The organism is Micromonospora maritima (assembly GCF_902825405.1).
Classification (GTDB): domain Bacteria; phylum Actinomycetota; class Actinomycetes; order Mycobacteriales; family Micromonosporaceae; genus Micromonospora; species Micromonospora maritima.
In genome coordinates, this window is sequence record NZ_CADEAU010000005.1 from 32,991 (window position 1) to 45,147 (window position 12,157).

Annotated in this window: 20 protein-coding genes; 1 reads left to right on the forward strand and 19 read right to left on the reverse strand. The window is 71.7% G+C overall.

The features are described from left to right. Positions 1 to 21 precede the first annotated feature (21 nt). From HUW36_RS01785 to HUW36_RS01850, 14 genes are all read right to left on the reverse strand, one after another. Positions 22 to 216, reverse strand: a complete 195-nt coding sequence (locus HUW36_RS01785; protein ID WP_174526440.1) for a hypothetical protein — start codon at positions 214 to 216, stop codon at positions 22 to 24. Further along, complete coding sequence (locus tag HUW36_RS01790; RefSeq protein ID WP_174526441.1) at positions 207 to 596, reverse strand: hypothetical protein; 390 nt, start codon at positions 594 to 596, stop codon at positions 207 to 209. The genes HUW36_RS01785 and HUW36_RS01790 overlap by 10 nt, the downstream gene beginning before the upstream one ends. Before the next feature lie 2 nt (positions 597 to 598). Then, a complete protein-coding gene (locus HUW36_RS01795) occupies positions 599 to 757 on the reverse strand; it encodes a hypothetical protein (RefSeq protein WP_174526442.1) in 159 nt (52 codons plus the stop codon). Next, positions 754 to 975, reverse strand: coding sequence for a hypothetical protein (locus HUW36_RS01800; RefSeq protein ID WP_174526443.1), 222 nt, complete (start codon positions 973 to 975; stop codon positions 754 to 756). Before HUW36_RS01800 ends, HUW36_RS01795 begins: the two co-directional genes overlap by 4 nt. A gap of 6 nt (positions 976 to 981) precedes the next feature. Beyond that, the gene (locus tag HUW36_RS01805) at positions 982 to 1,356 is read right to left on the reverse strand and encodes a hypothetical protein (RefSeq protein WP_174526444.1); all 375 of its coding nucleotides are present in this window, start codon (positions 1,354 to 1,356) and stop codon (positions 982 to 984) included. A gap of 266 nt (positions 1,357 to 1,622) precedes the next feature. Next, the gene (locus tag HUW36_RS01810) at positions 1,623 to 2,180 is read right to left on the reverse strand and encodes a PASTA domain-containing protein (RefSeq protein WP_174526445.1); all 558 of its coding nucleotides are present in this window, start codon (positions 2,178 to 2,180) and stop codon (positions 1,623 to 1,625) included. A gap of 69 nt (positions 2,181 to 2,249) precedes the next feature. Further along, a complete protein-coding gene (locus HUW36_RS01815) occupies positions 2,250 to 2,537 on the reverse strand; it encodes a hypothetical protein (protein ID WP_174526446.1) in 288 nt (95 codons plus the stop codon). Positions 2,538 to 2,632: 95 nt separating this feature from the next. After that, entirely contained in the window at positions 2,633 to 3,073 is a 441-nt protein-coding gene (locus HUW36_RS34015; RefSeq protein WP_217428748.1) for a hypothetical protein, read from the reverse strand. Positions 3,074 to 3,136: 63 nt separating this feature from the next. Beyond that, a complete protein-coding gene (locus tag HUW36_RS01825) occupies positions 3,137 to 3,784 on the reverse strand; it encodes a cell division protein ZapB (protein WP_174526447.1) in 648 nt (215 codons plus the stop codon). Between the two features lie 66 nt (positions 3,785 to 3,850). Then, positions 3,851 to 4,177: a hypothetical protein gene (locus HUW36_RS01830; RefSeq protein ID WP_174526448.1), complete on the reverse strand. Its 327-nt coding sequence runs from the start codon at positions 4,175 to 4,177 to the stop codon at positions 3,851 to 3,853. 26 nt (positions 4,178 to 4,203) lie between these two features. After that, positions 4,204 to 4,662, reverse strand: coding sequence for a hypothetical protein (locus HUW36_RS01835; RefSeq protein ID WP_174526449.1), 459 nt, complete (start codon positions 4,660 to 4,662; stop codon positions 4,204 to 4,206). An 8-nt stretch (positions 4,663 to 4,670) separates the two neighbouring features. Beyond that, a complete protein-coding gene (locus tag HUW36_RS01840; RefSeq protein ID WP_174526450.1) occupies positions 4,671 to 5,450 on the reverse strand; it encodes a DnaB-like helicase C-terminal domain-containing protein in 780 nt (259 codons plus the stop codon). Between the two features lie 58 nt (positions 5,451 to 5,508). Further along, entirely contained in the window at positions 5,509 to 6,903 is a 1,395-nt protein-coding gene (dnaB, locus tag HUW36_RS01845) for a replicative DNA helicase (RefSeq protein WP_246247787.1), read from the reverse strand. Beyond that, the gene (locus HUW36_RS01850) at positions 6,900 to 7,883 is read right to left on the reverse strand and encodes a hypothetical protein (RefSeq protein ID WP_174526451.1); all 984 of its coding nucleotides are present in this window, start codon (positions 7,881 to 7,883) and stop codon (positions 6,900 to 6,902) included. The genes dnaB and HUW36_RS01850 overlap by 4 nt, the downstream gene beginning before the upstream one ends. 250 nt (positions 7,884 to 8,133) lie before the next feature. On the opposite strand from HUW36_RS01850, the gene HUW36_RS01855 reads away from it, so the two are divergent. Then, entirely contained in the window at positions 8,134 to 8,505 is a 372-nt protein-coding gene (locus HUW36_RS01855) for a type II toxin-antitoxin system Phd/YefM family antitoxin (protein WP_174526452.1), read from the forward strand. A gap of 11 nt (positions 8,506 to 8,516) precedes the next feature. Here HUW36_RS01855 and HUW36_RS01860 read toward each other — a convergent pair whose 3' ends face one another. The 5 genes from HUW36_RS01860 to HUW36_RS01880 all read right to left on the reverse strand — a co-directional run bounded on the left by HUW36_RS01860 (position 8,517) and on the right by HUW36_RS01880 (position 12,116). Continuing rightward, the gene (locus tag HUW36_RS01860) at positions 8,517 to 8,846 is read right to left on the reverse strand and encodes a LexA family protein (protein WP_174526453.1); all 330 of its coding nucleotides are present in this window, start codon (positions 8,844 to 8,846) and stop codon (positions 8,517 to 8,519) included. 82 nt (positions 8,847 to 8,928) lie between these two features. Further along, a complete protein-coding gene (locus tag HUW36_RS01865) occupies positions 8,929 to 10,434 on the reverse strand; it encodes a hypothetical protein (RefSeq protein WP_217428749.1) in 1,506 nt (501 codons plus the stop codon). Continuing rightward, complete coding sequence (locus HUW36_RS01870) at positions 10,431 to 10,727, reverse strand: hypothetical protein (protein WP_174526454.1); 297 nt, start codon at positions 10,725 to 10,727, stop codon at positions 10,431 to 10,433. The genes HUW36_RS01865 and HUW36_RS01870 overlap by 4 nt, the downstream gene beginning before the upstream one ends. A 116-nt stretch (positions 10,728 to 10,843) precedes the next feature. After that, positions 10,844 to 11,356: a single-stranded DNA-binding protein gene (locus HUW36_RS01875; protein WP_174526455.1), complete on the reverse strand. Its 513-nt coding sequence runs from the start codon at positions 11,354 to 11,356 to the stop codon at positions 10,844 to 10,846. Position 11,357: 1 nt separating this feature from the next. Then, positions 11,358 to 12,116 carry a helix-turn-helix domain-containing protein gene (locus HUW36_RS01880; RefSeq protein ID WP_174526456.1) on the reverse strand — a complete coding sequence of 253 codons (759 nt, stop codon included), beginning with the start codon at positions 12,114 to 12,116 and terminating at the stop codon, positions 11,358 to 11,360. Positions 12,117 to 12,157: the final 41 nt, after the last annotated feature.

The window sequence follows — 12,157 nt, forward strand, 5'->3', positions numbered from 1 at the left end:
CAGGCGTCGATCCCCAGCTCGTCAGTCCCCGTACTCGGCTGCGGCGGCGTGGAACGCGCCGCGGAGCACGTCCAGCGCCACGTCGGGCGGCACGCCGTGCTCGCGCAGCCGAACCGCCAGGTCCAGGTAGGCGTCCTCGCCGGAGGTCCGCCACCAGCCGTCCCCTCCGGGGATCTGCTGGATCTGCCGGCGCAGCGCCGCGTCGGTCATCTCCACCTGCGACCTCGGGGGATCTGGACGCGGGCCACGGCCGGCGCGCGGCAGTCCGAGCGGCGCCGGCGCAGCAGGGTCTTGGCGTCGGCCAGGGTGGCCGGCCGCGGCCCGGGCCCGCCGCAGCCGCACGAGTCGAACAGCGGTCCATCGTGGCGGTAGCGCGGGTCGACCGCCCGGCGGCCAGCCTCGACGAGCATGGCGATCTTGCGCCACTGCGCGCGGTTGCCCCGCCGGGGAGCGTGGAAGTCACGGCCCAGCTCGACCATCGGCTGCCGGCAGTCCGGGCAGCGCGGCGCGGCCTGCTGCGGGTGCTTGGCGCTGCGCCGGCAGGCCACGCAGCCGAAGTGCGTCTTGACCTGGGAGAACATGCTGTATCGGCACATGGTTACTCCTCCTGGGCGGTCAGGCGCTTGCCCTCGCGGCGAGCCCGCCGGCGCAGCCCTCGCTTGATCCGCGAAGTGACGCCGGCGCGCCGCAGGAAGGGGTAGGTCCGCCGGTGCTCGATGGCGTCCTGCTCGTCGCCGCTGTTCAGCTTCTGCTTCACGCCGCCTCCCCTTGCCGATGGTCGACCACGATCGAGGCTCGGGCGGCGAGCGGGCTCAACCGTCGCCGATCCTCGGCGGCCATGAAGGCGGTCGTCGCCGGCTGGCCGAGGAGGTCGACGGTCAGGTGGGCGCGCTCGGCCTCCAGCGGCCAGCGCTTCGTGGTCATGCCGCCGTCGTCGTGCTCGATCAGGTGGATGATCGTGTGCTTGTCCGCCACGGTGCTCTACCAGGCCTTTGCGCGAATCGGAGGGACATCGAGGTCGTGGTGGCCGCCGCGCTGCGCGGCGAGCAGCTGGTGGCGCATCGCCCGCCAGCCGTGGCGCTCCTGTCGCCGCTTGCGCCGCCGCGTGGGCCGCCCGGCGCAGAGCCGGCAGCAGCCGCGGGTGCCGACGAACGTCGGCGAGCAGCGGGTCCAGATCCGGGCCTCGTCGTCGCGCAGGTGCAGGTCGCAGGGGACGGAGAGCTTGACGAGGTGCCGCTTCAGCTCGGGGTCCCACTCATCGAGGAGCCAGTGGTTGTGCTGCACCCGGAACTCGTGGCGGCAGTACGGGTCGTGCTCCTGGACCCAGTAGGGTCGGTGGACATCGGTACGGGCCATGACGACCTGCCCTTCGGCCGCCCGCGCACCCTGCGCGGGACTAACGCCTGGATGACACGTCGATCACCTCCGAGGTCGAGGGGTGCCGGTACGCGGGTAGCGGGGGGCGTGCCCATCTCCCGGCTCAGCAGGGGAGCGCCCGTCAGGCGATGGTCTTCACGGGCGGGAAGGTACGACACCGCGCAGGATGCGGCAACGACGAATGACCCCCGCAGACAGCGAAGCCGGCCGCCCCGCTTGGGACCGGCCGGCTCGCGCGGCGAGACTCAGCGCTGCTTGGTGCAGGTGAGCACGATCAGCTCGTCGACGTCGACCTTGCTGCCCTTCTTCGCCGACTGCTTGGTCACGGTCCAGTTCTCCGGCAGGACCACCCACGTGTCCAGCTCGTCCTGGCTGCCGAACCTCACGTTGGTGATGCCGAGCTGCTTGAGCTTCTCCTCGGCGACCGCGGCGTTCATGCCGACCAGGTTCGGCATGGTCACGGTCGTGGGCGCGGGCGGCGGCGCGGGCTCGGAGGTGGTCGGCGCGGCGCTCGGCGCAGCCGTGGTCGGCGCGGCCGAGGCGGTGGTCGCCGCGACGGCCGGAGCCACGGCGGCCTGCTTGGACGCGCTCGGCGCGGGGTTCGGTTCGCTGCCGCCGCCGACGATCGCGCCGATGGCGCTCACGCCGCAGCACAGGAGGACGACGGCGCCGACGACGATGCCGACGATGGCCCACGTGCCGAGCTTGCGCTTCGGGGCCACGGGCGGCTGGGGCGGGATCGGCGAGCCGGGCATGGAGGGCTGCGGGCCGTAAGGCGGCAGGTGAGGAGGCTGAGAGGTCACCGGGGGATTATGTCGACCACCCTCGCCCTGGTCAACCGTACTGAACAGCGGTGCTTCGGCGCTGAACAGCTACAGGTTCAGCTCCTGGCGGTGCTGGTCGCGGCGAGCCTCGTACCCCTTGACCCAGCCGCGGTACCAGTCCATGCGGCCGAAGGCGATCAGTGCGAACAGCAGGCCCACCGCGTAGACGGCGTACCAGCGGAAGGCGCCGGCGACCAGGGCCAGGGCGGCGATGACGAAGGAGGTCCACTTCGCCCGCCGGGCGGCGCGCTGGGCATCCTCGACGGACTCCAGGTCCGCCCGGGGCGGGATCAGTCGAGAAAGCCGACGCCTCGTGCTCTGCTCGGTGGTGGTCACCTGCGCCCTCCCGTCCCCTGCCGGCCCCTGCGGCCTTCGTCACCCATGGTGAACCACGGCGCGCAGCGGATTGATACCCGTCGCGCGCCGTGCAATCACGGCAGGTTCGCTCGACCCAGCTGGACGGTCGCCTCGTTGAGGCACTCCTGGCAGTCGTAGCCTGGGCCGGCGTGGCCCTCACCGACGTGCAGCGCCTCGACCAGGACGTGCCAGGCGACGAAGCCACCGCCGGCGCCGGCGCGGGCCTCGGCGAGCCCGCGATCAGCCACCTGGGCCAGCAGGGTCTTGATGGCCTCGCGGCCGGCGATGCAGCGCCGACTCAGCACGACGACGTCCGCGACAAGGGCGCGCAGGTCGGCTGCCAGGCCGGGCTCCTCGTCGGCGACCGCGTCGGCGTACGCGGCCAGGGCGACCCGGGCCTTGGGGTCGTTGACGTAGTCGAGCACGAAGTACCGGGCGCCGGCCTTGTCGCCGCCCGGCCCGTCGCGGCCGTCGGTGCGGCGCACCTCGAATTTGGGGTAGAGCTTGTCGGTCATCGGGGTCCTCTCCGGGGGCGCGAGGGAGCCCGGCGCGCTCGGGGCGGCCGGGCTCCCCCAGGGTCAGTTCAGGGCGGCGCCGGCCTTGAGCGGCTCCTGGCCGAGCATCTTGCGGAACCGGTTGATCTCGCCGAGGTAGACGTTGCGCTCGTTGCGCACGTCGGTCAGCTGACCCTCCAGCTTGGCGGTGCGCGCCTTCAGCTGCCGGCTCTCGGCCCGCAGCTTCTCGTTCTCGCCCTGCAGCTCCTCCAGGCGCCGCAGGATGCCCTCCACGGTGATGGTCGGCATCAGCGACTTCTTCGCCGACACGGCGGCCGGGGCGCTACCGCGCTTCGCGGCCTCGGCCCAGTGCCCCTGGGTGACCTCCCTGATCACCGGGCGCTGGGTGTCGGCCACGACGTCGGCGAGGGTCGCGCCGCCGCTCCGGCCGGCGCCGCGGCCCTTGGTGGCCCGGTCCTTGGCGTCCTGCTCCTTGGCCTTCTTGACCTTGCAGTTGCCCAGGTGCGGCCGGATCGACATCGGGTTCAGGCTGGTGTAGGTGCAGTGCAAGCAGCCGTAGTAGGTCTCCTCCGGCCGCCCATTGCCGGCCTCGACCAGCAGCTCGCGGCTCTGCACCAGGTACAGGGGCTCCCCGGTGCCGCGGTTGTTGACCCGGGCGCGCATCGGGACGTCCATGATGACGGCCCGGCCGTCGACGTGGGTGGCAGTCACTTGACTCGTTCTCCTTGGGTTGAGCTGGTGTATCTCGTCCCGCACGGCGCGGGAGTTCAGGGGCCGCTACGCAGCGGCGGGGAGGGTGGCGCGCAGCGCGCCGAAGGCGTCGAGCACGGCGCGCAGCTGACGGGCCGCGTCGGCCTGGTCGACACCGCGGATCGTCCAGTGCCCGCCCGGGCCGGACAGGACCACGTCGTACGGGCCGCGGTCGCTGGCGGTCTGCGAGCCGTGGTAGATGGCCCACAGGCCCTGCGGCGTGGACCAGGTCCACGAGTCGTCCAGCGCGGGCGCCTTGCGCACGATCGCGGTGTGGTCGGGCACCATGTCGCGGATCAGCTCGGCGAGGCTCGGCTGCGCGACCGCCCGGGCGGTCTGGGTGTCGGTCTGCACGGTGATGCTCCTCAACGGGATGGTCGTCACTGGTGGGGCCCCGCTGGCTTCGGCGGGTAGTTGCCGGGATTGATGACCATGTCGGTCAGCCACTGCGTCAGGCGCTCCAGGGCGGCCTGCCGCCGGTTCGCAGCGCGGCGAGCGCGCTCCTTGCGGTGGTCGCTGGTGCAGCCCACGATCCACCGGGCCTCGCCGTAGAGCGTCGCCATGTCCTCGATCGCCTCGCGCAGCCACTCAGCGCGGCGCTGCCGCCAGCGCGCCGCCAGCTCGTCGCGGGTGAGCGCACCCTCGCCGGAGACCGCGCCGTGGCCGCACCCGCCGCACGCCGTCACCCCGTCGTCAGGGTGGCCGCGCCAGCACTGGTCGACGTCGATGATCCCGAAGCCGCAGCCGTTCTCCCCCACGCAGTCGTCCTTCCAGGACTTCCACTCGGCGAGGTGGTCGGCGTGGGTGTAGCCGCAGGGCGACTCGACCTCGACGCTCACCGGGGCGCTCATCGGGCGCCGCCGACCAGTCGGGCCAGCGCGAACTCGGCGGTGAGGCTGACGGCACCCAGCGGTGCGCGGCGCGCCTTGGCCACGGTCAGCTCGACGCGCTCCGCAGCCGCCGACCGGTGGGTCTCGTCGCGGTGCACCAGGATCACCGTGTCCGACAGCGCCGCCGCCGCCTGCTCGCGCATCTCGCCGAGCGTGGGCCGCGCGCCGCTGCGGGCGGGTCGGCTGACGTCGCCCCCGACCAGCACCGGGACCTCGAACTCGCGGCTCATCTCACTCAGGTCCCGGTACACCTGGCTCATCAGCCGGTCGAACGGGACGCCGGGGGCGACCTCCAGCAGGTTCGGGTCGTCGACGATGAGCAGGTCGACGCCACCGTGCTGGACCGCGGCGTGGCGCAGCATCGGGCGGATGACCTGGTCGACACTCCTGCCGGCGCTCGCGTCCAGGTACAGCGGAGCGTGAGCGGTTCGACGCAGGTAGGCGAGCCTGGCGGCGTACAGCTCATCGTCGGCGCCGCGGTGACCGAGGGGCACGCCGGAGCCGGCGGCAACGATCCGGTCGCGGATCGCCTCGACGGTCTCGCCCGGGGCGCTCATCGCCACGACCCCGCCCTGATCCATGGCGACATGGCGAGCCACGTTGAGCAGGACGGTGGTGACGCCCGCCCCGGGCGGGCCGGCCACGGTGGTCACCGTCCCGGGCGCCAGGGGGCCGATCAGGTCGTCGAGGTTCGGCCAGCCGGTGCTGACGCCGGCCTTGCTGGCGAGCGTGCTCATGTTCAGGTCCTTTCGCAGGGGATGCGCGAGACCGCGTGCGGCGCGGCCCCGGACGGGGTCAGTACAGGGACTCGTCGTCGTCGAATCCGAAGTCGACGAACCGCGAGTAGTGCAGGGGGGCGGCGACGGCGACGGTGTCGGTGGGTCCGCCTCGATGCTTCGCGATGATCATGTCCGCTTCGCCGGCGCGCGGGGACTCCTGGTCGTAGTAGTCCTCGCGGTGCAGCAGGATGACGATGTCGGCCTCCTGCTCGATTTCGCCCGAGTCGCGAAGGTCGGACAGCTGGGGGCGCTTGTCGGTCCGCCCCTCGTTGCCTCGGTTGATCTGCGCGGGCGCGATGACGGTGCACTGCAGCTCCTGGGCCAGGAACTTCAGGTCGCGGGCGTTGGCGCCCACGGCCAGGTCGCGGCGGTCGTACGCCTTGGTCTCGCGCAGCCGCTGCAGGTAGTCGACGGCGAGGACGCCGATGCTGCCGTAGCGCTGGTGGAACCGGCGCGAGATCGACCGGATCTGCGCGACGGTGTGGCAGTCGTCGACGACGTGCAGCGGCCAGCTGGCGATCTCCCTCGACGCCGCCTCGGCCCGAGCCAGGTCTCGCTCGCTCAGGTTGCCGCTGAGGAACAGGTGGGAGTTGATCTCGCCGACGTCGGAGAGCAGCCGCCACATCAGCTCCCGCTTGCTCATCTCCAGCGAGAAGATGATCGACGGGTACCCCCGCTGGGCGGCGGCCTTCGCGAACCCGAGCGCGGCGATGCTCTTGCCCATGCCGGGCCGCCCGGCCGGGATGACGAGCTGTCCGGGCCGGAACCCGCCGAGGAGCTTGTCGAGCGCCCCCAGGCCCGAGGAGATGCCCTTCGGCACGCGGCCCTCGGCGAGCGCCCGCAGGTGGGCCAGCTCGTCGTCCACGAGGTCACCCACGGCGGCCACGGTCGACTGCTGGTTGGCGGCGGTCGCCTCGTGGATGGTCCGCTGGGCCAGGTCGACGATGTCCTCGACGTCGCGGGACGAATCGTCGCCCTGGCCGTACCCGAGCTGGACGATCCGGGTGCCCGCCTCGACCATGCGGCGCAGCACCGCCCGCTCGGCGACGATCCGGGCGTAGTACGCGCCGTTCGCCGCCGTGGGCGGAGTCGCGACCAGCGTGTGCAGGTACGGCGCGCCGCCGAGGCGCTGCAGGTCCCCGGACCGGTCCAGGGTGTCGGCCATGGCGATCGGGTCGATCGGCAGGTTGCGGCCGAGGCGGCTGACCATCAGCTCGAACAGCGTGCCGTGCACCGGCCGGTAGAAGTCCCGCGGCTGCAGGATGTCGATCACGTCGTCAGCGGCGTGCTCGCTGAGCATCATCGCGCCCAGTACGGCCTGCTCGGCGGCGACGTCACTCGGCGGCGTCCGATCGAACTGAGGATCGCCGACCAGCCCCTCGCTGAGGTCGGTCGCGGTCGCGGCGCTCACTTCGTACTCCCGTTGTCTCGGCGGCCGGCGCGCTCAGCGCGGCACAGTCCGCAGTTGTCCTTGCGCTTGCCGGGGTGCTTGTCGCACTTCTCGTCGGCCGGGACGGCCTTCGGGGAGGTGGCGGGACCCTGGCCGCGGGCGGCGGCATACCGCGCCTCGCGGTCGAGCTGCTCCTGGATCCGCTTCTGCTCCCGGCGCATCCAGCCCCGCCAGGTCGCCACCCAGTCGACCTTGACGCCCTTCTGCCCCGGCGCCGACTTGAAGTAGTCGATGAAGGCGTGGGTCTCGACCTTGCCAACCTTCGGGGTGTGCTCCTTCGCCCAGGCGATCATGTCCTCGTCGGGCCAGAAGTCGTCAGGGATGCGGGTCCCCCGGACCGTCTTCGACGCCTTGCTGGTGGGCTTCGCGGCCTCGTCGTCGGAGACGATCTTCGTCTTCGGGTCGGGCTTCGGCGGCGAAGCCGACGAAGAAGAAGAACCACTACTAGAAGAAGAAGTAGAGAGGTTCTTAAAAGCGCGTCCCGCTGCGGGACTAGTCCGGTCCCGCTCCGGGACCAGTCCAGCCCTCGAATCGGGCATTTCAACGTCCCGCTCCGGGACTAGTCCCGCTCCGGGACTAGTCGAACTGGTCTCGCTCTGGGACTGGTCCCGCTCCGGGACTAGTCCCGCTCCGAGACCAGTCAGGGCCTCCGGGATGGTCAGGAGGTAGCTGTTGGTTTCCTTGTCTTGCCATGACGCCTGCACGTTGGGGACGGAGACCTTGAACCAGCCGTCCTCCTTGAGCTGCGGCATCAGCCGGATGGTCGTGGAGCGCCCGAGACCCGCGTACTTCGCCAGCTTGGTGTAGCCGGGCTGGCGCTTCTCCGGGATCAGCCCCGTCTCCGGGTCGGCCAGGGAGAGCAGGGTGAACAGCAGGACCTTCTTCGGGTGGGGCAGGTCCGCCATCCGGATCGCCTCGCCGTACGCCTGTACGTTGACCATCGTCGTCGCCCTCCCCTCTTTCTTCTTCGCCATCACGCTCCGATCCGCCCACTCACGTGCAGCTGGTCGGAGGGTCGAAGTATGATCTGGTCAATGAATTGCCGACCGGCTTCGAGTTGCTTGCCGATGGCATAGAACGTACACTAGACGGGTCAAGGTTGCCACCGCAACTCCGACCGTGAGGCGAGGAAGTCTGATGGGAGCCACCACGCTGACCCGGGGGTCGCGCACCTCCGGGTACGATCCCGCCATGGCCAGCACACCCCCGCTTCGGATCACGGGAGCCCGAGAGGCTCGCGACTCGTGGGCCGACACGGTGGAGCGGGTCACCGCTGGCGAGCACCAGATCCTGCTGCGCAACGCCGCAGCGACCGCCGTCATCCTTCCGCCCGAGTGGTACGCCGCCGCGGTGCAGCAGGTCGGCGAGCCGCCAATGAAGCTGCGCGCTCTCGTTGCCGTGGCATCCGCCCGCACGAACTGGTCCGCCACCGTGCGGATGGTCGAGGACGACGGCAAGCACGTCCTCCTGCTGCGCCACGCCACGGGTGTCGCCTACCTGGTGCCGACCCAGTGGTACGCGCAGACGCTGGAGGCCCTGGGGGGCCCGAGGCTCAACTTCTGACGCCAGCTCGTTCACGAGGCGCCACCAGCGATCACCGTCAGCTGGTGGCGCTTCTCCTCGTCCTGGTCCACGATCACCAGCGCGCGGGCCCGTACCGGATCACGGCGGATGTAGCCCTTCTCGGCCAGCTGGCGCAGCTGGTAGTGCGCGGCGGACACGCCCAGGCCCACGGCCTGGCCGATCTCGCGCACAGAGGGCGGGAAGCCATGCATGCTCACGTGGTCACGGATGACCGCCAGAACGCGGCGCTGGCGCAAGCTCAGGGGCGGGAGCGGGGCGGTCGCGGAAGCGGTGTCCGCGTGATCGTCGCTCACCGGCGGGAGGGTCTGCTGGTCGGTCATCGTCGCGCCCTTGCTGCTCGTTCTGGGGAGGGGGTGGCGCGGCCTGCCGTGGTGGCCAGGCCGCGCCGGAAGTGGTGGAAGGTCAGCCGCGCGGACAGGTCTTGTCGAGGCGGCACGCGGCCTCCTCGGCGACCCGCCGCTGCAGCTGGGCGAACTCCGCGTCCGACATCGACCGAAGGTCGCCCGACGGCGCCGGCTGTGGAGCGGCGGGGTTGCTGCTGCCGTACTGCGTGCCGACGCCGTTGCCGCCGACGCCGGCGAGCGTGCCGCAGCGCCAGACGCTGCCATCGGCGCGCAGCAGGCAGGTCGGCTTGTCGCCCTTGAGGTTCCCCGTGCCGGTGGCCCGGTAGAGGATGTTCTGGCCGGTGCCGAGGGTCGCCACCCACGAGTTGCTGCCGGTCGGGATGACCTCGTACACCTTGATCGACTGCCAGTTCGGGATGTCCTGGTAGTCGGCCTTGACCTTGTCCACGATCGCGCCCGGGGACACCCACACGGGGTTGAGCTTGTGCACTCGCATCGGCGCCAGCGCGAGCCCGGAGTGCCGGGCCGGCACGGAGGTGACCACGGAGATCGCGGTTGCCGAGCCGCGGCCGGTCAGCGGGGTCACGTACGCGGGACGGCCGGCAGCGTCGAGGGTGAACTCCGAATCGTTGCCGGAGTTGACGTCGTCGTCCGGGGCCTCCCAGCCGGCGCGATTGAACACCCAATCGCTGAACGAGCCCATGCCGGCGGTGGCCTCCCGCTGCTTCTCGGCGATGCTCAGCGGGTACGACGGGCCGGGGACCTTCGACGTGTCCGTGGTGATGGACACCTCGCCGGTCTTGCCGTTGTAGAGGGCGACACCGGCGGGCTTCTCGATGATGGTCAGGAAACCGACCTGTCGCTTCAGGGGCACGGCCACCATCGGGGTGCCCCCGTCGCAGTAGGCGTAGGCGTCCGTGGAGCTGAACCGCACCCAGCGCTGCTTCTTCGAGATCTGCCGACCCAGGTTGTGGCTGAAGTTGCCGCCGAGGCGGGCGTCGGCGCGGTCACGGTCGAAGGCGCACTTCTGGTCGGCGCTGCCGCGGCCCTGCAGCGGAAGCTGCTGGGTGAAGGCGACCTCGTAGCCAGACAGCCACCCGCGCCGCTCGACCAGCGTGGCGTACCGGTCCTGGCCGGGCAGGTACGTGGTGTCCACGATGTTGCCGGCGGTGTCGCCCAGGTTGGGCCGCGCCTGCGCCTGGCCCACCTGGTACGGCGCGCGGGCGCCGAGCTGCGGCAGCGGATCGGTGACCACCTTCGTGTCCGCCAGATAGGCCCGATCCTGGTCGTAGTTGATGTGCGCCGCCCACAGCACACCCAGGCCGATGCCGGCGAGAACGCCGACGACGGCCAGGCCCGTGGCGGTGTCCTCGCTGCGCAGCGCGCCGAGGCCGGTGCCGATGATCAGTCCGACCGCGATCACCGCGATCACGGCGAACAGTGGCATCAGCGACCGCAGCTCCCACACCGCGATGGTGCTGTAGTACGGAGCGACGCCGGCGCACAGGAGCAGGCCCAGCGCCGGAAGGCCGAGCCCGAGGCTGACCTTCGCGAAGCGGCTCACCAGTCACCGCCGCAGCTCGTCGACGAGCCGGGGTCGCTGCTGTAGCTCGACGGCGAGTTGATGTCGTTGGCCGGCGACGGCGCGCAGTCCGCGGCCGGGGTGGAGGTGACGGCGGTGTCGAGGGTGCCGTAGAAGGCGCCACCGTAGGCCGCCTGGTGGGTGAGGCTGGTCGGGTCGGCCAGCGAGCCGCTGGCCGCGGCCCGGCTGGCGTCGCGCGACTGCTGGTCGCGGCGCTCCTGGATGCAGGCGGTGGACCTGCCGCAGTGGGCGACGTTGTGGCGCGTGCAGCGCATCGGGTGAGTCCTTTCCGTTGGGGATGGAACGGGTGGTGCTCGACCGGCCGGTGCCGGTGCTCGTGGGGCGGTCGCCCGCAGCGCGGGGCTGCGGGCGACCGCCGATCAGGCGCGGATCAGAACGGAGGCTGCTCGTCGGCCGTGGTGCCGCTGCCGCCGAAGGTCTGGCCCTGCGGGCTCGCGTTGGCCCACGGGTCGCTGCCGTCGGGCGCGGACGCCCCGGTCGACCACGGGTCGCGCTCGCTGCCGCCGCCCCCGCCGCCGCGCGTCATCTTCTGGACCTTCGCCGTGGCGTAGCGCAGCGACGGGCCGATCTCGTCGACCTCCAGCTCGATGACGGTGCGCTTCTCGCCCTCGTTGGTCTCGTACGAGCGCTGCCGCAGCCGGCCCGAGACGATGACCCGGGAGCCGCGCTGCAGGGACTCCGCGCAGTGCTCGGCCATCTGCCGCCACACGGTGCAGGAGAGGAACAGCGGCTCGCCGTCCTTCCACTCGCCGCTGGCCTTGTCCATGAACCGGGGCGTCGACGCGACGCGGAACTTCGCGACCGCCGCCCCGGAGGGGGTGAAGCGAAGCTCCACGTCACCGGTCAGGTTGCCGATGACGGTCAGATTGGTGTCGCCAGCCATGTCAGGCCGCCGCCTTCCTGTTGATGGGTCGCCGGCCGGGGCGGCCGTGCGTCTTGATCGGGCCGCCGACGTGCCGCCAGGTGCGGCCGTTGACGATTTGGCTGATGTAGCCGGCGCTGACCCCGAACTCGGCGGCCAGCGCGGCCTGGGTGTCGCCGCCGCGGAATCGCCAGCGGATCGCCAGGACCTGCTCGGTGAGCAACTTCGACCCGCCGCGCTCCTCGCCCCGGGGCATCCGGTCGCGGCGGACCATGTCGTTGACGTTCTGCTGGTGGGTGCCGAAGTACACGTGCGCCGGGTTGCAGCAGCTCGGCTGGTCGCAGGTGTGGCAGCCCTCCAGGTGCTCCGGGCAGACCTCACCGGTGGTCAGCTCCCGGGCGAACACCTGGGCGGGCACCTTGCCTCGGGTCGGGGAGACGTAGAACTCGCCGTACCCGCCCTTCCAGGTGCTGCCCTTCCACGGCCAGCACTCGTCGTCGCCGCGCCGCTCGACCTTGGCCCAGAACCGCTGCTCCGGCGTGGCCCGCTTCAGGCTCAGCGCCTTCGGCGGGTTCGCGTCGCGGTTGGCCCGCCACCAGCGCATGTAGTGCTTGTGGCAGCGACCGCGGCCGGACAGCTTCCCGCCGCAGGTGCCGTCGTCCTCGACGCAGCCGGTCAGGCCCTGCGCGCTGACCACGTGCGGCAGCGTCGACCCGGCGGCCAGGATCGCCGCCTGCGCCTCGGTGGGCAGGTCCGCCACGAGCCTCAGGTGCGCGCTCATGCCGCCTCCCGGACGCTCGCGGCCGGCGGGCCGGGCACCAG